This window comes from Streptococcus sp. HMSC064H09, from assembly GCF_001812625.1.
Lineage (GTDB): Bacteria > Bacillota > Bacilli > Lactobacillales > Streptococcaceae > Streptococcus.
Genome location: NZ_KV809571.1, coordinates 95663 through 118402, shown reverse-complemented (window position 1 = coordinate 118402; position 22740 = coordinate 95663). Strand labels below are relative to the sequence as shown.

Sequence of the window (22740 nt, the reverse complement as noted above, 5' to 3'; positions counted from 1 at the left end):
AGGTCTTTGTCTCTCTTAAGACAACTCCTATATTTTAGCAAATCTAGAATAGCTTGTCAACACTTTTTTTGAAGTTTTTTTACTTCTCGTGTTGGCCGCCCCTTCCGAAACAGCTTATTTATAATATCATCTCTGACTTATCTTGTCAATAACTTTTTTAAAGTTTTGGAACCTTTTCAAGTTTGTGGCAAGTCAGTTAAGACAACTTTTATATCTTAACACCCAAATAAATGCTTGTCAATAGGGTTTTTCAAAAAATAAAGGAAGCATGTCTCTCAACCTACTTCCCTTCTTTTTTAATTATTTAGCTTCAATCAAACCGTAGTTACCGTCTTCTCGTTTGTAAAGAACATTAGTTGTATGATCCTCGCTATCAGTATAGATAAAGAAGTCATGACCCAACAATTCCATTTGAAGGATAGCTTCTTCAACATCCATTGGTTTCAACTCAATGTTTTTAGTTCTTACAACTTCAACAGCTGGTGCTTCTTCAACTTGTTCGTTATTAAAATCAGCTGAGAATACTTCTCCTGTTGGAACTTTTTCACGATGCTTACGTGCAATTTTTGTTTTGTTTTTACGGATTTGTCTTTCAATCTTATCAACCACTAGGTCAATAGAACCATACATATCTTGCGAAACATCTTCTGCTCTTAGTGTTACAGAACCTGTTGGAATAGTAACCTCTACTTTAGCTGTCTTTTCGCGATAAACCTTAAGATTTACACGTGCATTCAATTCTTGGTCTTCGTTGAAGTATTTTTCAACTTTGCTAAGTTTACTTTCAACATAGTCACGAAGTGCTTCAGTTACTTCGATGTTTTCGCCACGGATACTATATTTAATCATAAAAGACCTCTTTCTCGCTTGTTAGCGTTTTCTTTATCTTTATTATATCCTTTTCATGAAAATTTGCAAGGATTTTTATTATCTAGCTAGTGAAAAGGTCAAAACTTCTTTAATACCTATACCTTCTAATAGTTGGACCATCTGATATAAAGTGGATCCTGTTGTATAGATATCATCCACTATAATAATCTTATCTGGTACATCTATACCTTTCTTGAGACAGAAGGCATTATCTTGACTTAAACGCTCCTCACGTGTTTTCGAGGATTGCTTCTCAATATCTCTTTTCTCAAAGATATCCTGATAGGGAATTCCCTCTATTAATCCCTCAACTTGGTTGAATCCTCTTTCTACCAGGCGTTCTTCTGATAATGGGACTGGCACTATGGCGTAACCTTTTTTAAAAAATGGTTTTAAGTTATTTCTTATATCTTTTTGAAATATTTTTCTAAGACAATAGTCTCCCATAAATTTATAGCGACTAAAATACTCTTTCATATTTTCCTCATATCGATAAATAGCAAGGTGCTTAGGAATATAGCCTTTTTTCATCCAAAGTTTACAATCAATACAAGCATCTCCATATAACTCTTTATTACAATTTTGACATCTTTCTTTTGAGAGGTTTTTAAACTGATGTTTACAAGATCGGCAAGAGTACTCTTTTCTTTGGTTAAACATAATGAGGTCTCTTAATTTTGGTAGTGATTCAATCCAATCATTACATAGCAGACACTTCATTGTTAAATCCTCCTTTTTTATTCATAACCTTTATCTCTTCTCGACACCGAAGCATTGATTTGGAGAGTCCTTCATGAAAGAAATAAAGCTTTCCTGTCGGTCTATCTGGTGATCTTCCAACTCGACCTCCAATCTGAATAAGACTCGAACTAGTGTATAAGTGATGATTTGCCATACAAACAAAAACATCTACTTGTGGAAAGGTTACACCACGTTCGAGGATAGTTGTTGTAACTAAGATAGACAGTTCTTTTTCTCGGAACTTCTCTACGATAGTTGAACGCTCCTCACTTTTTGAGGAAACAAAGGCCATTTTTTCATCTGGAAGATATTTTTGTAGAATACTTGTAAACTTTTCACCTATCGCTATATTTGGAAAGAAGATTAATAGAGGAAATTTTGATTTACGTTGCTTTTTAATCTGATAAAGAAGAGGTCTTGGAAGCTTACCTCTTGTCAGAGATTTTTGTAATCTGCCCTGCCAGAAGAATTTAGGAAGTACTAAAGGATTTCCATGGAAACGTCTAGCAAGGTGATGCTTTTCTAAAGTCCCAAGTCGAACTTGCTCTTCTAAAGATAATGTTGAAGTCGCTGTTAAGTAAATAAATCGACCTGTTTCGGTCTTCGCCTGTTCTACAGCATGATTTAACATGACATTTCCTACAAAAGGATATGCGTCTACTTCATCTACAATAACTAAGTCAAAACTCTGGTAAAACTTTAGTAGTTGATGTGTGGTAGCTATTACAAGCGGACTACCATCATATGGTTCACTCTCAGCATGAAGCAGGGAAATACTACAAGTAAAATCCCTCTTCATACGTAGAAATAATTCTCGACAAACATCAACCCTAGGACTTGCGATAGCTACATGACCTTTATTTTCCAGAACATAGGCAACGATGTTATAAATCATTTCTGTCTTACCAGCACCGGTCACAGCATGTACGAGACTATCTTTCTGTTTTTGATAAGTTCTCAAAAGTTTCTCTGAGACCTTAGCTTGATAGGGAGTTAGTTCTCCAAACCACTTCAAAACAGGAAATTCAATTTCTGATGTTTTGGAAGGAAAATAATAAAGTTCTTTTCCTTCTTGGTTTCTACCAAAGACAATACATGCTCTACAATAATACTGACCTCCCGGTAATTGCCAATCTTCCTCTATCCGACTGTAACATCTTTTACATCTAAGTTGTTTATCGACCTTTATCATACTTTCTAATGTTAAAGCCTCTGGGTGATAGTTCACTGGCAACTGCTCTTTCGTAAATAGTCGTCCATAATATTCTTTAGGTACCATATCTTTCTATTCGAAAATATGTTTGAATTCATCTTTTTATGATAAAATTTTTTTATGGATTACAAAACTATTGCCAACGATGGGATCGTTGAAGAAGAAATAAAAAAATCTCGTTTTATTTGTCACTTAAAACGTATCAGCAGTGAGGAAGAAGGAAGAGAATATATCGCTCAGATTAAGAAACAGCATCACAAGGCCAATCATTCTTGCTCTGCAATAATCGTTGGAGATGATGGTCAAATTAAGCGTTCAAGTGATGATGGCGAACCTTCTGGAACAGCTGGGGTACCTATGCTTACTGTTCTAGAAAAACAAGGACTTACTAATATCGTAGCAGTTGTGACTCGTTATTTTGGAGGAATCAAGCTTGGGGCAGGTGGTCTTATCCGAGCTTACTCTGGTAGCGTTGCCCATGCTATTGAAGAGATTGGCCGAGTTGAAGTCAAGGAATTAACAGGACTAACCGTAGAGTTAACCTACTCTCAATACCAAGTCTTCTCCAACTTCCTTGAAAAAGAAGGACTACAAGAATTTGATACAACTTTCTTATCAGATGTTTCTACTACTTTATTTGTCGAAGAGTCTGATATTGAAAGACTTGGTCAAGAACTAACTGAGTTCTATCAAGGGAAAGTTAATTATGAAAAATCTGGAAAGAAAATCGTTGAAATTCCTATCTGATAGTTAAACGTTATCACAGTGATAAAGAAGATGTATTTTACAAGTTGAGCCTACCGTCGTATACTTAAAACCATCAATCAAAGATTAAGAGGATTTTAAATATGACAATTTACAACTCAATCACTGAACTTGTTGGAAAAACACCTGTTATTAAACTTAATTCTATTGTTCCAGAAGGATCAGCAGATGTTTACGTTAAACTCGAAGCATTCAACCCTGGTTCTTCAGTAAAAGACCGTATTGCTCTTCGTATGATTGAAGATGCTGAAAAAGCTGGTACGATTAAACCTGGTGATACCATTGTTGAACCAACTTCAGGTAACACTGGTATCGGTCTCGCTTGGGTTGGGGCTGCTAAGGGCTATAAAGTTGTTATCGTAATGCCTGACACAATGAGTGTTGAACGTCGTAAAATCATCCAAGCTTATGGAGCTGAACTTGTATTGACTCCTGGTAGCGAAGGAATGAAGGGTGCGATTGCTAAGGCTAAAGAAGTTGCTGCTGAACGCAATGGTTGGGTGCCACTTCAATTTGCTAACCCATCAAACCCAGCTGTTCACGCGGCTACAACTGGTCAAGAAATTCTTGAAGATTTTGGTGCAGAAGGTTTGGATGCTTTTGTTGCTGGTATCGGTACTGGTGGTACTATTTCAGGTGTTTCAAAAACCCTTAAGGCTGCTAATCCAAATATCAAGGTTTATGGTATTGAAGCTGATGAATCTGCCGTCTTGAACGGTGATAAACCAGGACCACACAAAATCCAAGGTATTTCAACCGGTTTCATTCCTGACACATTGGATACAAAATCATATGACAGTGTTGTCCGTATTCCTTCTGATGAAGCTATCGCAACATCACGTACATTGGGTAGCCAAGAAGGTTTCCTAGCTGGTATCTCATCAGGTGCTGCTATTGCTGCCGCCCTTAAGGTTGCTGCTGAACTTGGCGAAGGTAAAAAAGTCTTGACACTCTTGCCTGACAATGGTGAGCGTTACCTCTCTACAACACTTTACGATTTTCAAGATTAATAAAAAAGAGAAGCTAGAACATAATGTTCTAGCCTCTTTTTATTGTATAAAGTTAAACCTGTAGTTCATTAATTACTAGAAAAAGTAAGGATTTTAATCTTATTTCCACTGAACTGTTCCTACAAACTTTCTGTTTTTTTATCCTTGTTATTAGTCTAACTCTTTTGCTTCTGTTTCTGCAATTTCAGTAACTGTAAATCCTGCTTCTACAAAAACCTTCTTGAGTTGTTCAATCCCAATCTCTCCTTCAACTTGAAGTTCAACACGAAGCACAGTGTCATTTTTAGGGGCAACAATTGTACGTTCGATGTTGAGATTCTCACTAGCAATAAGGTTCGCAATTTTTTCCAAAACACGTGGAGTATCTGTAACTTCCAACCCAATACGAATTCCAGCTTGACCATAACCAGAAATTTCCAAGAAAGCACGAAAGACATCTTTATCTGTGATAATTCCTGAAATTTGGTCATTGTCCACAACTGGAAGGACTCCAACCTTATTTTGAAGCATGATATAGATTGCATCCTCAAGGCTAGCATATTTGGAAACAGTAAGGACATTCTTGATCATGATATCTCCTACTTTTGTCTTATTAAGGAGATAGTTCATTTCATAAATTGACAAGCTTGTTGCTTTTGATGGTGAGGCCTCCGCCATTGTACCTTCTGTAACAAGCCCAACAAGTTTATCGTGTTCAATTACTGGCAAACGGCGCAAACCTTTCTCACGCATAATATCTGCAGCTACTGCAACTGTTGTTTCTGGTGAGACATAAACTACACGTTTCGTCATAAAATCTTTTACTGCCATGTTTCATTTTCCTCCGAATGATTTCTTACTTGTATTATACCACACTAAGTGAAACCGATTGCAATATTTTACTGAAAAATTAGTATTTCACAATCAGCATGAGACGATAGAAAAACGCCCTTGGGCGCTTTTTCTTATCCTCCAAGATAGGCTTTACGAACTTCATCTGATGCAAGAAGTTCTTCACCAGTACCTGAAAGAACCACTTTACCTGTTTCAAGAACATAACCACGATCCGCAATTGACAAAGCCTTATTGGCATTTTGTTCAATCAAAAGAACTGTAGTCCCTTGTGCCTTGATATCTTCGATAATATCAAAAATTTCTTGAATAAAGATTGGAGCAAGTCCCATTGAAGGTTCATCCAAAAGCAAAAGTTTTGGACGACTCATAAGGGCACGACCCATTGCAAGCATTTGTTGCTCACCACCAGAAAGTGTCGCTGCATCTTGATTCTTACGTTCTTCTAGACGTGGGAAACGTTGGAAGACTTTTTTCAAGAGAGCTGCGTTCTCTTCTTTATTTGTATGAAGGAAAGCTCCCATTTCAAGATTTTCCATTACGGTTAATCCTGCAAATACATGACGTCCCTCAGGTACTTGAGCCAAACCTTCGGCAACAATCTTACGTGCTGGTGTTTTGTGGATGTCGTTTCCAAGATAAGAAATGGTTCCCTCAGTTGGACGAACAAGACCTGAGATGGTACGAAGAATTGATGTCTTACCTGCACCGTTAGCTCCGATAAGAGTTACGACTTCACCTTCATTAACTTCAAAGCTGACGTTTTTTACAGCTTCGATCGATCCATATTTAATTGAGAGATTTTCAACTTTCAACATTGCCATTATGCTTCACCTCCCAAGTAAGCTTCAATAACGCGTTTGTTATTCTTAATTTCATCAGGTGTTCCTTCGGCAATCAAGCGTCCATATTCCAAAACATAAATACGTTCAGTAACATCCATGACCAAACTCATATCGTGCTCAATCAAGATGATGGTAATTCCGAAGTCTTTTTGAATTTGACGAATATGAGCAGTCAATTCAGCCGTTTCTTGTGGGTTCATACCCGCAGCTGGTTCATCAAGGAAAAGAATTTTTGGTTCTGTTGCAAGTGCACGAACAATTTCCAAATGACGTTGTTGTCCGTAAGCCAAGTTTTTCGCAAGTGTATCTGCCTCACCATCCAAATTGAAGATAGCCAACAGTTTCATAGCTTTTGCTTTTAACTCTTCTTCACTTGAATAGTACTTGGGCAAACGCAAAAGAGATGCAAAGAAATTTGAAGGTTGCTTATTTGATAAACCAACAAGAACGTTTTCAAGTACAGTCATGTCTTTGAAAAGACGGATATTTTGGAAAGTACGTGACAAACCGAGTGAAGCGATTTTATAAGGTGCTTTACCGTTTAGGACTGTACCATCAAGTATAACAGTCCCTTCACTTGGCTCATAGACACCAGTCAAAAGGTTAAACAAGGTTGTTTTACCAGCACCATTTGGTCCGATAAGCCCAACCAACTCACCTTCATTGAGTTCCATTGAAACATCACCAACGGCAGTCAAACCACCGAAATTTTTAGTCAGATTTTTAACTTCAAGAAGTGCCATTTTTATTTGCCCTCCTTAGATTTATTGAAGAATTTTGAGAGATAGAGTTCTTTTGTTCCAAGAAGTCCACCTGGACGGAAGAGCATTACAAGAATCAAAGCCAAGGCGTAAATAATCATACGAAGGTTTGAAACATTTTGTAGGAACATGTTGATAATACCAAGAACAACAGCGGCAATGATAGTACCTGTGATAGATCCAAGACCACCAAGAACGGCAATGATAAGGTAATCAATTGATTTCATGATGGTGAAATCTTTTGGCACGACTGTACCGATGTAGCTGACATAAAGTGAGCCAGCAATCGCTGAAATCATGGCACCGATAACAAAGATAAGAACCTTCATTTTTGTGACATTAACACCCATTGACTCAGCAGCAATTTCATCTTCACGAAGAGTGATTGCTTGACGTCCAGTTGCTGAACGTAAGAAATTAAGCACCAAAATTGTAATGATTACCACAAAGAAATAAATTACAGGCCAACTAGTATAGGGAAGGATACCTGTCAAACCAGCGGCACCATTGGTCAATTCACCACCATTAACGATAATGATACGGATGATTTCAGCCATACCAAGAGTTGCAATGGCAAGGTAGTCACCTTTCAAACGAAGGGTAGGTAGACCAAAGATAAGGGCAACAATAGCTGCGATGATGACACCGACAACCATTGAGAGGTAGAAACCGTCATATGTTGGCATCATACCAGTGATGATAGCTGATGAATAGGCACCAATTGCCATGAAACCAGCTTGACCAAGTGTAAATTGCCCTGAGAAACCAAGAACCAAGTTAGTACCAAGTCCCATAAGGATTGAGATTCCAATCCCCATTAAGATTTGGATGTAGTAAAGGTTCATGATACCTGAAAGTTCAAGACCTTTCAAGATAAGGAAGAGCCCAATGATAAGACCAAACCAAATAAGGTTTACTTTTAGATTTTTCTTCATGTCTTACACCTTCTCTTTCACATTTTTACCGAGGATACCCGCTGGGCGAACCAAAAGGATAACAATCAAGACACCATAAACGATGGCATCACGGTAACTTGACAAACCAATTGCAGTTGATAATGTCTCCAAAATACCGATAACAAATCCACCAAGTGCTGCACCAGGGATAATACCGATACCACCAAGAACAGCGGCAACAAAGGCTTTAATACCTGGCGTCATACCCATAAGAGGTTCGATAGAGTTATAGTAAAGACCAATAAGGACACCCGCTGCCCCTGCTAGTGATGATCCAAGAGCAAAAGTGAAGCTAATAGTGTTATTAACATTAATACCCATCAATTCAGCGGCATCACTGTCTACAGATACGGCACGCATAGCTTTACCCATCTTAGTCTTTTTAACAATCAATTGAAGAGCAACCATAAGCACAAGCGCAACTACCAAGATAAGCAATTGCACATTTGTTACAGAGATTGATCCAAGATGATAAGTCTCAATTGCAATCTTTTGAGGGAATGAACGTGTATCTGCCCCTACAAATAGAACCATGATGTACTCAAGGAAGAATGAGACACCGATAGCTGTAATCAAGGCAGAAATACGTGTCGAATTACGGAGCGGGCGATAAGCCAAGAACTCAATAACAACCCCTAAAATCGCACAGACAAGCATAGCAAAGACAAGGGCAACCCAGAAATTCATTCCAAGGCTATTAATCGCATAGTAACCAACGAAGGCACCCATCATATAGATGTCTCCATGGGCAAAGTTAATCAATTTGATAATCCCATAAACCATGGTATATCCAAGGGCAAGTAGGGCATAGATACTACCCAAGATAATACCATTGACTAGTTGTTGGGGAAGTTGTTCAAAAAACATATATAACCAAACTTTCTAGTTCATTTTCAGTATAGATAATAGATTATTTTTCAATTTCAACGGCTTCCGCTGAAACTTCTTCACCATTATCTCTTTTAACCATAAGAGCTGCTTTAATAGGGTTATGATCCTTATCAATCGTCATTTTACCAGTAACCCCGACAAAGTTTTTCAAATGTGCTAAGTTATCAGCAATATCAACTGATGTTTTCGCATCTTTAGATGCTTCTGCAATCATATAAACTGAATCGTACGCTAGAGCAGCAAACATATTTGGTTCAGTTTTGTAAGCTTTTTTATATGCTTCGATGAATCCTGATGCTTTGTCAGAAAGAGAAACATTTGTTGAATATCCTGATACATAGTAGACGTTTGACGCATTCTTTTTACCTGCAAGCTCAGTGAATTTCGCATCACTGAATCCATCAGGTCCAAGGATTGGTTTATCAATTCCAAGGTCACGTGCTTGTTTAGTGATAATACCAGTCTCAGTATAGTAACCAGGCATTACAATCGCATCATAATCAAGGTCTTTAAATTTAGTCAAAGCTGACTGATAGTCCTTGTCACCTGAAGCAAAGGTAGCTTCAGTAACGATTTTACCTTTATATTCACGCTTGAATTCATCTGCAATCCCCTTAGCATAATCCGAAGCATTATCATAGTAGAGAACTACTTTCTTAGCATTCAAATTACTGTAAGAATAAGCTGCCAAAACTTTACCTTGGTAGCTATCTTTAAAGGTTGTACGGAAAACAAATTTCTTAGCTCCGTTAGCATCTACCGTAAGGTCATCCTGAGTACCAGAAGGTGTCAACAAAGGAACCCCTGTTTTTTGTGATACGAGGCTAGCCGCAGCGACAGCACCTGATGTCGCTGGACCAACGATAGCATTTACATTACTCTGAATAGCCAAGTTCGTTGAAGAGGTTGAAGCTTCAGCGTTTTCAGATTTATTATCTTTTGTGACAAGCTCAAGTTTTTTGCCATCGACGCCACCAGCTTTGTTAATTTCATCAACAGCCAACTTAATACCATTTTGCTCTGCCTTACCATAGGCTGCAACGGCACCTGTCAACTCCATATTAACACCAATTTTGATGGTATCGCCAATCTTAGTACCATTGGCATTAGCAGTCACATCTGGTGACTTGCCACAGGCAACCAAGAAAATGGAAGCAAAAAAGGCTAACACAATAAGTGTGATCTTTTTAGACATAAGATTTCTCCTTAATATTTTCTTAAAAAAGTCCACCTTATAGCTTACAGAATTATCAGACAATTGTCAACTACACATAACTAAGCTTTAGCCACAGTAATCGTTTCCATTACTTTAAGAATAACTTTTTGAAAATAAAAAAACTTTTCTCCTATTAAAGAGAAAAGTTCTTAAACGGTTCAGGAACTGAGGTGTCGTAGCGTTCCAGACTACCTACAAAGTCCATATCAATATCAGAATAGTAGGAAGGCAGAACTTTTTTCACTGCTTTCATTCCATCGAGCTCTTTCAAAATATCCTCGACCTTGTCCTCATCTACATAAAGGTGCACATAACGCATCTTATAAGAATGGTAGACAACATCCCCAAACTTGGTAATTTTACGTAAGTCTCTATTGTAGTATAAATAAACAATAATGCCTTGACGCTTAATCATGACTCATTTTCTCCTTTATGTTAGTGTCTCCCTTTTTATGATGCGGTTTGTGAGGGGCAAGAGGTAGCCCAGAATCGATAAAAATCTGGTCTGAAACAGCTTGGGCAATCTCCTCACCAAGATTGGCTAAAATAGTCTGCAAATCGAACTCTGCCTGACGATAGCCAATAACCACCTCGTTCAAATCAATTTGGCGCTTCATTCGCAAAACCTGACGTTTCAACTCTCTCACATCTGGTCTAAAAGCTTCGTACTCCTTAGCAGTATCATAGCTATCCTTTAATTCCTGAAATGCAAAGAGTTGCTCTTGAAGTTCTCTGTCATTTTCGAATTTCTGGCGTTTCAAACGGTAATTTTCTACCTCAGGTAGCTTTAGAAAATACGAAACAAGACAATCTATAGCTTGATCAATAGCAAGCAACTCCTTATTGATTATTAACATGTTTTCTATTATAACACAAAAAGCCAGATGAAACGGTCCTTATACAACCGATTTGCATCTGACTTTTATTTAAGACAAGCTCAGTCTATTTTAATTGGTTATTAGCCATGATTTCATCGATAAAGCCATATTCAAGCGTTTCTTGGGCACTCATCCAATTGTCACGTTCAGCGTCTACATGAACTTTTTCAATTGGCTGTCCAGAATTATCCGCCAAGATTTGCTCCAAGTTATTACGCGTTTTGAGCAAATGTTCAGCTGCGATAGCCATGTCTGTTTGTTGCGTACCACCACCAGTACCACCCATTGGTTGGTGAATCATGTACTCTGCATTTGGCAACATGAAACGTTTACCTTTGGTACCGCTTGAAGCAATAATTGTTCCCATAGATGCTGCCATCCCCATAACGATAGTCTGAACATCAGACTTGATGAAGTTCATTGTATCAACAATGGCAAGACCTGCCGAAACTGATCCACCTGGTGTATTAACATAAAGATAGATATCTTTTGTGTTGTCTTGAGCATCCAAGAACAAGAGTTGGGCGATAATTGAGTTTGCCATATTATCTTCAACAGGACCTGTTAACATGATGATACGATCCTTGAGCAAACGTGAGTAAATATCATAAGAACGCTCACCGCGTGATGTTTGTTCAATTACTACAGGAATCATATGAATCCTCCTTTTAATATTGTCTTGATGCTATTATATGATTTTAGTCAAATTAGGTCAAATAAAAAACATCATTCTTAGCACTCTTTTCAAAAGAGTGCTAAATCACTCTAAAACAATTTCACTTGAAACTTATTAATCTAGTAAAAAAAGGGAAATTTTCCCTTTTTCAACCTATTTTGTACCAAATAGACGGTCACCTGCATCTCCAAGACCTGGAACAATATAACCGTTTTCATTAAGTTTCTCATCCAAAGATGCTGTGTAGATATCGATATCTGGGTGAGCATCTTGCAATTTTTTGACACCTTCTGGTGCTGCAACCAAGCAAACAAACTTGATATTAGCTGCACCACGTTTTTTAAGTGAGTCTACTGCCAAGATTGCTGAACCACCAGTCGCAAGCATTGGATCTACTACAAAGATCTGACGTTGATCAATGTCTTCTGGTAATTTAACTAAGTACTCAACTGGCTCAAGAGTTTCCTCGTCACGATACATACCAATATGACCAACTTTAGCTGCTGGTACAAGGCTAAGGAAACCATCGACCATACCAATACCCGCACGAAGAATTGGAACAATCGCCAATTTCTTACCAGAAAGTTGTTTTTGTACAGTTTTAGTAATTGGTGTTTGAATTTCAACCTCTTCGAGAGGAAGGTCACGAGACACTTCGTAACCCATGAGCATAGCAATTTCATTAACTAGCTCACGGAAGTCCTTAGTAGAAGTATCCTCACGACGGAGGATTGAAAGTTTATGTTGAATCAGTGGATGTGAAATAACTTGAAATTTACCCATAATAGTTTCTTCCTTTGCTTTATATTCACTCCATTATATCAAAAAGGCAAAAAAAACGCTTGCTTTACTGCAAACGTTTTTGAAAAGGATTATTTTTTAGGCAAATGAATCTTTCCTGTGACCAAACCATAGCCAAGAAGAGCTAGACTTGCAATTGCTGCAAAGATAGTCGCCAAGATTGAAAGAATGTTGCTCTTTGAACCTTCTGAATCACTTGGTGTCTTAGGAGTCGTAGCAAGTTTGGCAGCAACTTTAGTATTGTTGTCTTTACTTGACTCATCAGACTTAGTTACTTCATCAGCTTTAGCGACTCCGTGAGACTGAACTTCCTCTTCAGACTTAGCTGGTTTTGGAGCTTCTGTTTCAGTGACAGACTCTTCTTTAACAGGAGTCGTTGAAACAGTTGGTCCAGTTGCTACAATAGCCTCTGGTACTGGTGACGCAATCTCTGTAGCTTGAGCTACTGGACGACGGTCACCCACAGAACTCTCTGTTGAAGGTTTCGCAGGAACCTCTACATGATGATCATCTGATGAATTATTATCATTAGATGGGCGGTCTGTGAAATAAGGGAACGGATTACGAACTGGAGAATCTGGATTCGTCGGCGTTGCTGGTTTATCTTCTTTATTAGTTGATGGTTGATTATTGTCTGCTGGTTTAGAAGGTGTATCTGGTTTGTTAGACTTATCATCAACAGAATGATTACCTTCTGTTGGATTTACTGGTGTTTCTGATTTATCTGATTTCTTGTCTTCACCATCTTTAACAGTTACAGTTAAGACACCGCGAGCTTCAGAAACGCCCGGTGAACCATCAACTGTAGGATAAGTATGTGGTTTAAGACCATAATCTGACACTGCATAATAATCTACGTTATAGTCCTCATTTGGCAATTTAGCACTGTTTTGATCGGCCACGTGTACCAAGCTTTCACTAGATTTATCCCAAATCCAGTCCCCTTGGTTGGTCATCTTAGGAAGAACTTCTGTAGTATCATCTTCATTCATCTTAATGAGGAAGCTTGGAGCCCATGTCGATTTATTCTCAGCACCAGCAATACCACCGCGGTTAGTCATGTAAGAAGTAACCAAGAGAGTATCTGATGATCCTTCAACAGGAACCGCATAGTAAGAATAGGTAGATGTACGCCAGTCAGCTGGAACAGAGGCTGTCAAGACCACACCTGAGCCGTTAAGTGGACGGTATTTCCCACGGAGGCTGTCTGATACGAATCCAAGCATGACAACGTCATCACCGACAGCTTCACGCGCTGCTACAGTACCTTCAGCATCCGTAGATTTGTTGATACGTGAAGCAGTGAAGAGGTAATACTTGCCACCCATCTTAACAACACTTGGACGTTCTACTTCATCAGTAACCATGTGGCTAGTGACAAGCGGTGTGTAAAGTTCAGCTACAGATGGATTTTTCTCATTATCATCAAGTTTCAAGATACCGATAGAACCATTTGCCCATGATGCAAGGTTGTAAAGGTGTTTATTATTAACAATATTGAGGAATGACTTAAGGTTAAAGGCGTCATCTCCTCCATAGTTTGACCATTTGTAAATTTGTTTTTCGCCTTGGTAGTTTTCGTCACCTGTATTTGATTCAAAAATAAGGTAACGGCTACCGTTATCTTCAATGATGTGTGGGTCACGAAGACAGTAGTTATCCGTACGGTCTGGATTACCATCATGGTTATGGTCATCATCAAAAGTACTCATAAATTTAGGATAGCTTTGATAGTGATAATTATCTCCACCAAAGAGAATGTGGTCATTTTCAACTGACTTGATAACAACTTCGTCGTTTTCAACAGCTAGGTTAAGTGTAGCACTAGCCAATTGTTGCCAGTTCAATTTACCGCCACTAGTATCATTCTTAGTGTAGTAAAGTTGGATACTACCGTCAGAGTTTACCGTCGCTGAACCTGACCATTGTTGGTCATCTTCAAGGGCATTATAACCAAAGATTGGACCCGCATTTTTCCAATGTGTAAAGTCATTATCTCCATATTTACTATAGAGCAAGTAAATGTGGTTTGAGTTTTTATTTGGTGCACCGGCCATTGAAATGACTAACTGGTAACCGTTCCAGTTGCTTACTACACCTGACTCAGCATCTTGGACTGGCCAAGAATCCCAAACGTCGATTTCTTCTTTTTTCATCGTTTGGGCATCAACAGTGTTGAAAGCAGGCATATTGATGATTGTATCTGCTTTAAAGTAAGGAACTGCCAATTTGCTGTCTTGCTTCAAGAAGCTAGCAACGATATCTTTCAAGTTACGGTAAGTCAAGCTAGTACCTGTACCCTTGATAGCATCATCGCTAAAGTCAACTTTATTAAGTGCTTTAATTTCTTCCTCAGTCAAGGCAACGATTTGATCTGAGGTCATATTATCTTCAACAATAGACTTGATACGACCATTAAGTTTGCTAAGGTTTGCATTAGCAGCGCTGTTTTCAGTAGGTTTAAGGGCTACTTCAGTGTGTGTATCAGCTGTTTCTGAGCTTGCTGTTGAAGTTGGTGCTTCTACTGCAGCCTCTGATGTATGAGCTGGAGCAGAAACCGCAGCAACTGTTGATGAAGGTGTTGTTGCATCTGATGAAGATGTCACTACTGTGCTAGACGCCTTTTCTTCGACTACTGATGGAGTTGTGTTGCTTGGTTGTGTCTCTGTAACTGGTGTAGTTGCAACCTCTGAATGTGCAACTGAAGATTCAACTGCTTCTGAAGTTGCCACACTTGTTGCTGTTTCACTGGCTACCGTTAGAGATGCTGTGCTTGTTTCTGGTGTTGCTGTCGCAGTAGCTACCGCTGGTGCTGTTTCTGTAACTTGATCAGCTTTTACCTGAGTGGCACCCAAAAATGCCAAGGTACCAACGAGCGCTGATGTTGCCCCTACTGTGGCAACCTTACGGATGCTATAACGCATCTTTTTGCACTCTGCTTGCTTTGGTGCTACTGTATTTGACTGTGAATTAACTGTACTATCCATATTAAACTCTCCTTTTAGGTTTTCACATGTTTTATTCTATCATTTTTTAATCTAAATTCCAATCTTTTTTTAATGACAAATTTATATTTTTTGTAAAAAACTATTTTTTTGTTAAAATAATAACTACAAAATAAGTAATTTTATCAGGAAATATCACTATATGGAATCAAAATATTCACCTCTAATTTTAGCTCTCGTTTTTTTAATTTTATTTTTTGTTTTTATAATAAAAAATGAGAACGCTAACAATCCTTCCCAAAAAACAAATAAGGTTTCTATGAGTCAAACCTTTCATCTAGCATCTCATAAAGGATGGTCTAACGACCTACAGACTATCGTGTGGAATCAAGAAAAAAATTACTATGATATCTATTTTCTACATTCTGTAGATGGGGCTACTGATCCTTTTGGACCTAGCGGTCAAGATTGGATACATACAACGACTAAAGATTTTATCACCTATAGTAAACAAGAGACTGCTATACCAGCAAAGGGTGGCGACTCTAAAGAAGGATGGCATTCTGCTTGGACAGGGAGTGTAGTCACAGATAGTCAGGGGATTTCTAGTAGCCAAAACGAAGAACCTGTCGCCTATTTTACTGGACTCATGGATGATGGAAGCCAAGCAATCTATGCTAGTGCATCAAATGACAAGGGAACTAGCTTTACTAAAGCCTTAAAAGATGGTAAACCTTTATTGACAAAGGAACAATCCTATAACGGTAAAGACTTCCGCGATCCTTATGTCTTCCACTTCAAAGACAAATTACTCATGTATGTCGCTGAAGGTGACGCCTTAGGTGTTTATCAATCTCAAGATGGTATCAACTGGACCAAAGCAGATAGCAAGGGAGACTCCAAAATCCTACCCGAAACATTTTTTAAGGGTCGTAACTGGCAGGACAACGCTCCTATCGAGTGTCCCGTTCTCAAAACAATGACAACAACTGATGGTCGGGACAAGCAAGTTCTCTTTTTTGGAGCTAAGGATACAGCCTCAGGCGAAACAACTGGAACCTACTATACTGTAGGGCATTTAGATGGTAACGGCTTATTTATTGCAGATACAGAAACAAAACGCTTAGATCAAGGCTCAGACTATTATGGCGCTAACTTCACTGGAAGCGATCGAATTGAAGAAAGCAATCATAACCTTATCAGTCTTGGCTGGGTTGGTAATTGGAATTACTTCACGTCAGGCATTCACAGTGACCAAGAGGCCAAGAGTGATTTTCTAAAAACTATCGGTTTTTACGCTACACCCAGACAGCTACAACTGGATAAGGACGGTATTATTCAGTCCGCTCCCCTCTATAAAAATGAACAATTAACCCTCAAAAATCAAAACGGCAACATTTCGAGTCAAAGGCCACTCACCAGTGACAATAGAAAACCTTGGATTGATAAAAGTCACAATCAGAATGCTAATGGCCTTCTTGACCTTTCTGAAAAAAATAGTGCGGGGTATTACCAACTGCATTTTTCAAATATTAAGAAAGAAGGAGGCTATATCTACATTGATATCTGGCAAGGCTCTGATTACGTTAAAATCGCCTACCAAATAACAAGTGGTACCTATCGGGTCTCTGCCTATGCTGCTGAACTGAACAACAGCATGGATGGTAGTCAAACTGCCTCTTCTTACTATTACGATGGACTCTTGGGTAACGGTCAAGGTTTTCAAGCTGACAGTCTCTATAAGGAAAATGATAATATCACTATAACGCTTATTACAGACAATCGTAGCTTGGAAATTTTCTTCCCCAATGGCCAAACCTACACTCTAGCCAGATTTAATACCTCTGGCAAGCAGGATGTCAAGGTTTTCTCCACTCAGGAAGATCTACTATTAAACTTGAAAATCTACGATGTACACTCATAACAATAATAAAAGTGATGCAAACAGCATCACTTTTATTATTTTCCAAAGACAGAAACAAGACGTTTAACTCCTTCGGCAACAACCGTAGTTGGCGTAGCTACGTTAAAGCGGAAATGTTTTTCTCCTTCGGAACCAAAAGTAATACCGTCATTTAGCACTACCTTGGCTTCTTCTTTAAGCAAACGTCCAAGTTCATTATGGTCTTGATCATAGGCTGAAAAATCAAGCCAAACCAAGTAAGTTCCCTCAGGTTTCATGACCTTGATATTAGTCTTTTCACTAAATTCTTTGGTTAAAAGGTCAATATTAGTTTCAAAGACAGTTTTCAATTCCTCTAACCAAGGTTTCCCATAGGTCAGAGCTGCTTGGGTTGTAATCAAACCAATGGTTGGAATTTCATGTTGATTATTTGCCAATTGCTTTTGTTTAAAGGCTTTACGTAAGTCTTCATTTTCAATGATAGTAAAACTGTTTTTGGTACCAGCAATATTAAAGGTTTTAGTAGCCGAACTAAGCACCAAGGTAAAGTCCTTGTAAGCATCTGAAATGGTATTCATAGAGATGTGCTTATTCCCATATAGAGCTAAGTCTTGGTGGATTTCATCAGATACCAAGAGGACACCATGTTTCTGGCACAAATCTGCTACCTTAGTCAATTCCTCTTTGGTCCAGACACGCCCACCTGGGTTATGTGGGCTACAGAAAACATAAAGTTTAACATCATTCTCGACGATATCACGTTCCAATTGTTCAAAATCAATTTCGAAATGGCCATTAACTTTAACAAGACTATTTTCAATCAATCGACGATTATTCAAACGGACAGAACGAGCAAAAGGCGGATAAACTGGTGTATTGATGAGAACAGCATCGCCTTCTTTCGTAAAGGCTTGAATAGCTGTTGAAATGGCTGGGACAACACCTTCAATAAGCACAATACTCTCTTTATCAACGACATAACCATGTTGATTTTTTTCCCAATTAATAATGGACTGATAAAGCTCATCACTTGGATAAGGATAACCAAAAATATGTGTCTCAGCATAGTTGATGACTGCATCCCTAATCTCAGGAACAGGTAGGAAGTCCATATCAGCAACCCAAAGCTCAAGGAGTTCTGGATTACTTTCAGCTTCGTGCCATTTCATGGTGTTTTGATTCAAGCGATTTGGTTGTGTTGTAAAATCATAACGTGTCATAGATAACTCCTTAAAGACTAAGGGCATTTTCCAAGTCAGCAATCAAATCTTGTGCTGCTTCAATACCAATTGAAAGACGAAGCAAGTCGTCTGTCAAACCATAGGAAGCACGTACATCACTTGGAATATCTGCGTGGGTTTGTGTCGTTGGGTAGGTAATCAAGCTTTCGACACCACCTAGGCTCTCCGCAAAGGTAAAGACCTTTAGAGAATTGATAATGGTTGGAATCTTGTCTTGATCAGCCACTTTGAAGGAAATCATCCCACCCTTGCCTGGATAGAGAACTTCCTTAACAGCCGGTGACTTTTCTAAGAAAGCTACAACTTCTTGAGCATTAGCTGTCGATGCCTCCATACGAAGTTTTAAGGTCTTAAGACCACGCATGAGCATATAGCTATCAAATGGTGATAAGGTAGGACCCGTAGTATTGAGGTTATAATAAAGTTTATCGTAAAATTCTTGGTTGCTAGTCACAACAACACCAGCCAAAACATCATTATGACCTGATAGGTATTTAGTAGCTGAATGTACAACGATATCAGCACCTTGAGTAATCGGTGTTTGATAGATTGGGCTATAGAAAGTATTATCAACAATAACCACTGCACCCTTATCATGAGCAATTTTTGCCACTTTTTCAATATCAAACTCAATCATAAGTGGATTTGTTGGTGTTTCGATGTAGACAATATCAGTATCATCAGTGATGGCCGCAATCATCTCGTCTTCGGTATTAGTGTATTCAAAAAAGAAGCGACCTTCTTTTTCCTTGTCATTAAACCAACGGAAAGAGCCTCCGTAAAGGTCACGCGCAGCTACAACCTTGCTACCTACTGGGAAAATTTCAAAGGCCAAAACAATGGCGCTCATCCCTGAACTTGTCGCAATAGCATAATCTGCTTTTTCAATAGCTGCAAGTGTTTTTTCCACTGTTGCGCGTGTTGGATTTTTAGTTCGTGTATAGTCAAAACCAGTAGAATGGCCAAATTCTGGATGTTGGTAGGTTGTTGAAAAATGAATCGGTGAAGCCAAGGCTCCTGTTGCTTCATCCGAATTGATTCCTGCGTGTGCCAAAATGGTTTCTAATTGATATTCTTGTGTCATAATGTGCCCTTTCTACATGGTAAAGTGGATATAATCCATATCTATGACCTCTATTTTATCACTATTTTCTGAAAATAATGGTAAGTTCATCATACGGATTCTTGATAGTTAGTTATAGTTTATTTCTATAACCTAAAAAGACAGATAGATACTGACTCTAATTTAAAATAAGGCCAATTTTTGAGATTGTCTAAAGTAGATTTTCAAGCATCAAAAAGTGCCTGAAACATCATAGTTTCAAGCACTAAGAAATGATTTAAAAGTCTCGCTGCAATCCGAAGTAAGCTACTGACTTACTTTTTATCAAATAAGCGATATCTGATTTCTTCCAAAGCCATAATAACAAACGGACAAGCAAGTAAATAGAGCCAATCATCAAGTCCAATAGGTGCAGTGTTAAATAGCGTGTGGAAGAAAGGCACGTAAGACAGGATGATAAAGAGAACAATTTCTAAAACAATCCCTAAGCTAATAATCCGATTAGCAAATGGTTTAACTTGGAATATAGACCCTCTACCTTTACGACTATTCATAGCCATACCAATTTGGGTAAAGATAATAGCACCTAAGGTCATAGTGGTTGCCTCTCGATAAAGAGGACCTGAGCTGGCCAAATGGTTTAAATTACCTTGATTAACCCAATAATTAAGGAAGAAAGCTCCCATAGCTAAGGCTGCTTCAATCAGTCCATACCAGACAAAAGCTTTAATCAATAATTGTCGATTGAGCAAGCGATCTGAAAGACGTCTTGGCGGTCTATCCATAACGCCCTCTTCAGGTGGTTCAACCCCCAATCCCAAAGCAGGTACCATATCTGTCCCCAAGTCAATAGCTAGGATTTGCATAACCGTTAAGGGAAGAGGTATGCGTCCCAAAGAGAACAAGAAGAAAGCAGAGGGTACGGCTTCTGGCGTGTTGGAATTAAAAATATAAGTCAGGAATTTTTGAATGTTTCTATAAACTGCACGACCTTCTTCAACAGCATGTACAATCGAAACAAAATGATCATCTGTTAAGATCATATCCGCAGATTCCTTGGCAACATCGGTTCCCGATACCCCCATAGCTACACCGATATCAGCTTTTTTAAGGGCAGGGGCATCATTAACACCATCACCAGTAACAGCGACAACCTCACCAAGCTCCTGAAGTGCATTGACCACACGGTATTTTTGTTCAGGTGCTACACGAGCAAAAACAATTTCCCCTTTAAGCGCTTCTTTGAGCTGGTCGTCATCCATGGCAGCTAGTTCAAGTCCCGAAACAACACGCGCATCATCACCTTGTACAATTCCGATTTTCTTGGCAATACTGAGAGCTGTCAAACCATAGTCACCTGTTACCATGATAATACGAATACTAGCTCTATGGCATTTCTCAATAGCCTCTCGCACCCCCTGACGTGGCGGATCACTCATGGCAACTAAACCTAGAAAGACCATACTGTCCTCCAGGGTCTGCATGTCCCACCGGTCTTCTCCAATATGCTCGCTATCTAAAGGTCTATAGGCCACAGCTAAAACACGTAGACCATCACGGGCAAACTTATCGTTAGCCGCAAGGATAGCCTGACGCTCAGTAGCTGTCAATGATTTAATCATCCCTTGATTATCAAAGTAATCTGAGCAAAGCTCCATCACTTCTTTTGGAGCACCTTTGGTGATAGATATATGATAACTACCATCCAATCCTGACTCAAGCTTATGCACTGTTGTCATCCGTTTACGATCAGAATCAAAGGGAATTTCCTTGATGCGAGGGGCCCAAGTATGATTGTCATTTAAATTAATTCCTGCTTTTTCAGCGAGAACATTAAGACAAGCCTCCGTCGGATCACCTAAAATCGTATAATTGGGATTATCAGCACTAGGAGCTACAACTTGAGCATTGCTAGCCAAATGTGAGAATCTGACCAAACGATTAAGGAGCTCATTTTCTTCAAGAGAAACAGGTTGTCCTTCCTGCTCAATCTGCCCTTCCGGTGCGTAACCTAGCCCAGTTACCCCATAACTGTCTGACAAGGTCCACAGGTGGTTAACCGTCATAGCATTTTGCGTCAAAGTCCCTGTTTTATCCGAACAAATAACAGAAGTTGCTCCTAGTGTCTCTACCGAAGACAACTTCTTAACCAAAGCATGATCCTTAGCCATACGCTGAACTGCCATGGCTAGAGAGAGAGTAACTGTGGGAAGAAGTCCCTCTGGAATAAAGGCCACAATCATCCCCAATGCAAAAATAAAGGCTTGAGACAAAGGCTGATGGACAAATAGAGTCGCTGCCACCATAAAGAAGAGACCTACAGATACTGCGATGACCGAAATCTGTTTGGTCAAATGGTCTAGTTCCTTTTGCAGTGGACTTTTTTCCTGAGCTAGGTTTTGCGTCAAGTCTGCAATTTGTCCGAACTCAGTTTTCATACCGATAGCAGATACTATAAAATGTCCAGAACCAGAAGAGACTGTCGTCCCTGCAAATACCATATTGTCATATTCTAACTCAGTCTTGTCGGGAGTCAAATCTGCTTGATCTGACTTATAAATAGGATTAGACTCACCAGTGAGGGCAGACTGGTTAACCTGCAAATCTGTCACGGCGACCAAGCGTCCATCTGCAGAAATACGGTCTCCTTCTTCAATGAAAACCAAGTCACCTGGCACCAAGTCCTGAGCTAGAATCTTATCCTCCTTACCATCACGAAGAACTCGCGTATAGGCTGGAAGAAGCTTGTTAAGAGCTGCCGTAGCCTGACTTGCTCTATATTCTTGAATAAAGCTAAAGAGACCATTAATAATGTTGACCAACCAGATTGCAATCCCCAACTCTAAACTATGAGAAAGCATAGCGATAAAACCACCGACCCACAATAAGAGTGCCATAAGACTGGTAAAATGCCTGAAAAAGACCAGCCAAATAGGCTCCTTCTTACTTTCCTTCAATTGGTTAGGGCCATAAGTCGCCTGCCTCTCCTTAACCTCTTGTAAGCTCAAACCTTGAGTGCTTGTCTGCAAGACTTGGTAAACTTGTTCGGGAGGATAGGTCCCTAATTTTATATTTTCTTGTCTAGAATCAACCATAATCCTTTCCTCGATTCTAAATCATTAAAACGATTTCAT

At 39.1% G+C, this 22740-nt stretch carries 20 protein-coding genes; 3 read left to right on the top strand and 17 right to left on the bottom strand.

What is annotated here, in order from left to right; genetic code table 11:
* Positions 1-300 precede the first annotated feature (300 nt).
* The 3 genes from hpf to HMPREF2867_RS03975 all read right to left on the bottom strand — a co-directional run bounded on the left by hpf (position 301) and on the right by HMPREF2867_RS03975 (position 2890).
* On the bottom strand, positions 301-849 hold the full coding sequence (hpf, locus tag HMPREF2867_RS03985; RefSeq protein WP_002883786.1) for a ribosome hibernation-promoting factor, HPF/YfiA family: 549 nt from the start codon (positions 847-849) through the stop codon (positions 301-303).
* 78 nt (positions 850-927) lie between these two features.
* Positions 928-1590 (bottom strand): ComF family protein, encoded by a 663-nt coding sequence (locus HMPREF2867_RS03980; protein WP_064524565.1) that lies wholly within the window; start codon positions 1588-1590, stop codon positions 928-930.
* A complete protein-coding gene (locus HMPREF2867_RS03975) occupies positions 1571-2890 on the bottom strand; it encodes an ATP-dependent helicase ComFA (RefSeq protein WP_064524563.1) in 1320 nt (439 codons plus the stop codon). The genes HMPREF2867_RS03980 and HMPREF2867_RS03975 overlap by 20 nt, the downstream gene beginning before the upstream one ends.
* A gap of 54 nt (positions 2891-2944) precedes the next feature.
* On the opposite strand from HMPREF2867_RS03975, the gene HMPREF2867_RS03970 reads away from it, so the two are divergent.
* Positions 2945-3571: a YigZ family protein gene (locus HMPREF2867_RS03970; protein ID WP_070575959.1), complete on the top strand. Its 627-nt coding sequence runs from the start codon at positions 2945-2947 to the stop codon at positions 3569-3571.
* 101 nt (positions 3572-3672) lie between these two features.
* Positions 3673-4599: a cysteine synthase A gene (gene cysK / locus HMPREF2867_RS03965; RefSeq protein ID WP_002883742.1), complete on the top strand. Its 927-nt coding sequence runs from the start codon at positions 3673-3675 to the stop codon at positions 4597-4599.
* A gap of 150 nt (positions 4600-4749) precedes the next feature.
* Here cysK and HMPREF2867_RS03960 read toward each other — a convergent pair whose 3' ends face one another.
* The 11 genes from HMPREF2867_RS03960 to HMPREF2867_RS03910 all read right to left on the bottom strand — a co-directional run bounded on the left by HMPREF2867_RS03960 (position 4750) and on the right by HMPREF2867_RS03910 (position 15441).
* The gene (locus HMPREF2867_RS03960; protein ID WP_070575956.1) at positions 4750-5409 is read right to left on the bottom strand and encodes a CBS and ACT domain-containing protein; all 660 of its coding nucleotides are present in this window, start codon (positions 5407-5409) and stop codon (positions 4750-4752) included.
* A gap of 134 nt (positions 5410-5543) precedes the next feature.
* Entirely contained in the window at positions 5544-6254 is a 711-nt protein-coding gene (locus tag HMPREF2867_RS03955; protein ID WP_002883761.1) for an ABC transporter ATP-binding protein, read from the bottom strand.
* A complete protein-coding gene (locus tag HMPREF2867_RS03950) occupies positions 6254-7018 on the bottom strand; it encodes an ABC transporter ATP-binding protein (RefSeq protein ID WP_021143582.1) in 765 nt (254 codons plus the stop codon). The genes HMPREF2867_RS03955 and HMPREF2867_RS03950 overlap by 1 nt, the downstream gene beginning before the upstream one ends.
* Positions 7019-7020: 2 nt before the next feature.
* Positions 7021-7971: a branched-chain amino acid ABC transporter permease gene (locus tag HMPREF2867_RS03945; RefSeq protein ID WP_002883720.1), complete on the bottom strand. Its 951-nt coding sequence runs from the start codon at positions 7969-7971 to the stop codon at positions 7021-7023.
* Between the two features lie 3 nt (positions 7972-7974).
* Positions 7975-8859 carry a branched-chain amino acid ABC transporter permease gene (locus HMPREF2867_RS03940; RefSeq protein ID WP_002890014.1) on the bottom strand — a complete coding sequence of 295 codons (885 nt, stop codon included), beginning with the start codon at positions 8857-8859 and terminating at the stop codon, positions 7975-7977.
* Positions 8860-8902: 43 nt separating this feature from the next.
* Positions 8903-10078, bottom strand: a complete 1176-nt coding sequence (locus tag HMPREF2867_RS03935) for an ABC transporter substrate-binding protein (RefSeq protein WP_014633924.1) — start codon at positions 10076-10078, stop codon at positions 8903-8905.
* Positions 10079-10232: 154 nt separating this feature from the next.
* Entirely contained in the window at positions 10233-10514 is a 282-nt protein-coding gene (locus HMPREF2867_RS03930; RefSeq protein WP_014633923.1) for a DUF2129 domain-containing protein, read from the bottom strand.
* On the bottom strand, positions 10507-10956 hold the full coding sequence (locus HMPREF2867_RS03925) for a YlbF/YmcA family competence regulator (protein WP_014633922.1): 450 nt from the start codon (positions 10954-10956) through the stop codon (positions 10507-10509). The genes HMPREF2867_RS03930 and HMPREF2867_RS03925 overlap by 8 nt, the downstream gene beginning before the upstream one ends.
* An 85-nt stretch (positions 10957-11041) precedes the next feature.
* On the bottom strand, positions 11042-11632 hold the full coding sequence (locus tag HMPREF2867_RS03920; RefSeq protein ID WP_002883818.1) for an ATP-dependent Clp protease proteolytic subunit: 591 nt from the start codon (positions 11630-11632) through the stop codon (positions 11042-11044).
* A gap of 174 nt (positions 11633-11806) precedes the next feature.
* Positions 11807-12436, bottom strand: coding sequence for a uracil phosphoribosyltransferase (gene upp / locus HMPREF2867_RS03915; RefSeq protein ID WP_002883819.1), 630 nt, complete (start codon positions 12434-12436; stop codon positions 11807-11809).
* An 89-nt stretch (positions 12437-12525) separates the two neighbouring features.
* Positions 12526-15441 (bottom strand): glycoside hydrolase family 68 protein, encoded by a 2916-nt coding sequence (locus HMPREF2867_RS03910; protein WP_070575953.1) that lies wholly within the window; start codon positions 15439-15441, stop codon positions 12526-12528.
* Between the two features lie 277 nt (positions 15442-15718).
* Between HMPREF2867_RS03910 and HMPREF2867_RS03905 the strand changes: the two genes are divergently transcribed.
* A complete protein-coding gene (locus HMPREF2867_RS03905) occupies positions 15719-17323 on the top strand; it encodes a GH32 C-terminal domain-containing protein (RefSeq protein ID WP_021143579.1) in 1605 nt (534 codons plus the stop codon).
* Positions 17324-17358: 35 nt separating this feature from the next.
* Here HMPREF2867_RS03905 and HMPREF2867_RS03900 read toward each other — a convergent pair whose 3' ends face one another.
* The 3 genes from HMPREF2867_RS03900 to HMPREF2867_RS03890 form a co-directional block, all read right to left on the bottom strand.
* Positions 17359-18522, bottom strand: coding sequence for a MalY/PatB family protein (locus HMPREF2867_RS03900; protein WP_070575950.1), 1164 nt, complete (start codon positions 18520-18522; stop codon positions 17359-17361).
* 10 nt (positions 18523-18532) lie between these two features.
* Positions 18533-19627: a cystathionine gamma-synthase gene (locus HMPREF2867_RS03895; RefSeq protein WP_038675324.1), complete on the bottom strand. Its 1095-nt coding sequence runs from the start codon at positions 19625-19627 to the stop codon at positions 18533-18535.
* A gap of 293 nt (positions 19628-19920) precedes the next feature.
* Entirely contained in the window at positions 19921-22701 is a 2781-nt protein-coding gene (locus HMPREF2867_RS03890; protein WP_070575947.1) for a cation-translocating P-type ATPase, read from the bottom strand.
* Between the last annotated feature and the right edge of the window lie 39 nt (positions 22702-22740).

What these genes read in the sequence shown, in the direction of transcription:
- hpf (WP_002883786.1), bottom strand. Translation starts at nt 849, where the DNA reads ATGATTAAATATAGTATCCGTGGCGAAAACATCGAAGTAACTGAAGCA.
- HMPREF2867_RS03980 (WP_064524565.1), bottom strand. Translation starts at nt 1,590, where the DNA reads ATGAAGTGTCTGCTATGTAATGATTGGATTGAATCACTACCAAAATTA.
- HMPREF2867_RS03975 (WP_064524563.1), bottom strand. Translation starts at nt 2,890, where the DNA reads ATGGTACCTAAAGAATATTATGGACGACTATTTACGAAAGAGCAGTTG.
- HMPREF2867_RS03970 (WP_070575959.1), top strand. Translation starts at nt 2,945, where the DNA reads ATGGATTACAAAACTATTGCCAACGATGGGATCGTTGAAGAAGAAATA.
- cysK (WP_002883742.1), top strand. Translation starts at nt 3,673, where the DNA reads ATGACAATTTACAACTCAATCACTGAACTTGTTGGAAAAACACCTGTT.
- HMPREF2867_RS03960 (WP_070575956.1), bottom strand. Translation starts at nt 5,409, where the DNA reads ATGGCAGTAAAAGATTTTATGACGAAACGTGTAGTTTATGTCTCACCA.
- HMPREF2867_RS03955 (WP_002883761.1), bottom strand. Translation starts at nt 6,254, where the DNA reads ATGGCAATGTTGAAAGTTGAAAATCTCTCAATTAAATATGGATCGATC.
- HMPREF2867_RS03950 (WP_021143582.1), bottom strand. Translation starts at nt 7,018, where the DNA reads ATGGCACTTCTTGAAGTTAAAAATCTGACTAAAAATTTCGGTGGTTTG.
- HMPREF2867_RS03945 (WP_002883720.1), bottom strand. Translation starts at nt 7,971, where the DNA reads ATGAAGAAAAATCTAAAAGTAAACCTTATTTGGTTTGGTCTTATCATT.
- HMPREF2867_RS03940 (WP_002890014.1), bottom strand. Translation starts at nt 8,859, where the DNA reads ATGTTTTTTGAACAACTTCCCCAACAACTAGTCAATGGTATTATCTTG.
- HMPREF2867_RS03935 (WP_014633924.1), bottom strand. Translation starts at nt 10,078, where the DNA reads ATGTCTAAAAAGATCACACTTATTGTGTTAGCCTTTTTTGCTTCCATT.
- HMPREF2867_RS03930 (WP_014633923.1), bottom strand. Translation starts at nt 10,514, where the DNA reads ATGATTAAGCGTCAAGGCATTATTGTTTATTTATACTACAATAGAGAC.
- HMPREF2867_RS03925 (WP_014633922.1), bottom strand. Translation starts at nt 10,956, where the DNA reads ATGTTAATAATCAATAAGGAGTTGCTTGCTATTGATCAAGCTATAGAT.
- HMPREF2867_RS03920 (WP_002883818.1), bottom strand. Translation starts at nt 11,632, where the DNA reads ATGATTCCTGTAGTAATTGAACAAACATCACGCGGTGAGCGTTCTTAT.
- upp (WP_002883819.1), bottom strand. Translation starts at nt 12,436, where the DNA reads ATGGGTAAATTTCAAGTTATTTCACATCCACTGATTCAACATAAACTT.
- HMPREF2867_RS03910 (WP_070575953.1), bottom strand. Translation starts at nt 15,441, where the DNA reads ATGGATAGTACAGTTAATTCACAGTCAAATACAGTAGCACCAAAGCAA.
- HMPREF2867_RS03905 (WP_021143579.1), top strand. Translation starts at nt 15,719, where the DNA reads ATGAGTCAAACCTTTCATCTAGCATCTCATAAAGGATGGTCTAACGAC.
- HMPREF2867_RS03900 (WP_070575950.1), bottom strand. Translation starts at nt 18,522, where the DNA reads ATGACACGTTATGATTTTACAACACAACCAAATCGCTTGAATCAAAAC.
- HMPREF2867_RS03895 (WP_038675324.1), bottom strand. Translation starts at nt 19,627, where the DNA reads ATGACACAAGAATATCAATTAGAAACCATTTTGGCACACGCAGGAATC.
- HMPREF2867_RS03890 (WP_070575947.1), bottom strand. Translation starts at nt 22,701, where the DNA reads ATGGTTGATTCTAGACAAGAAAATATAAAATTAGGGACCTATCCTCCC.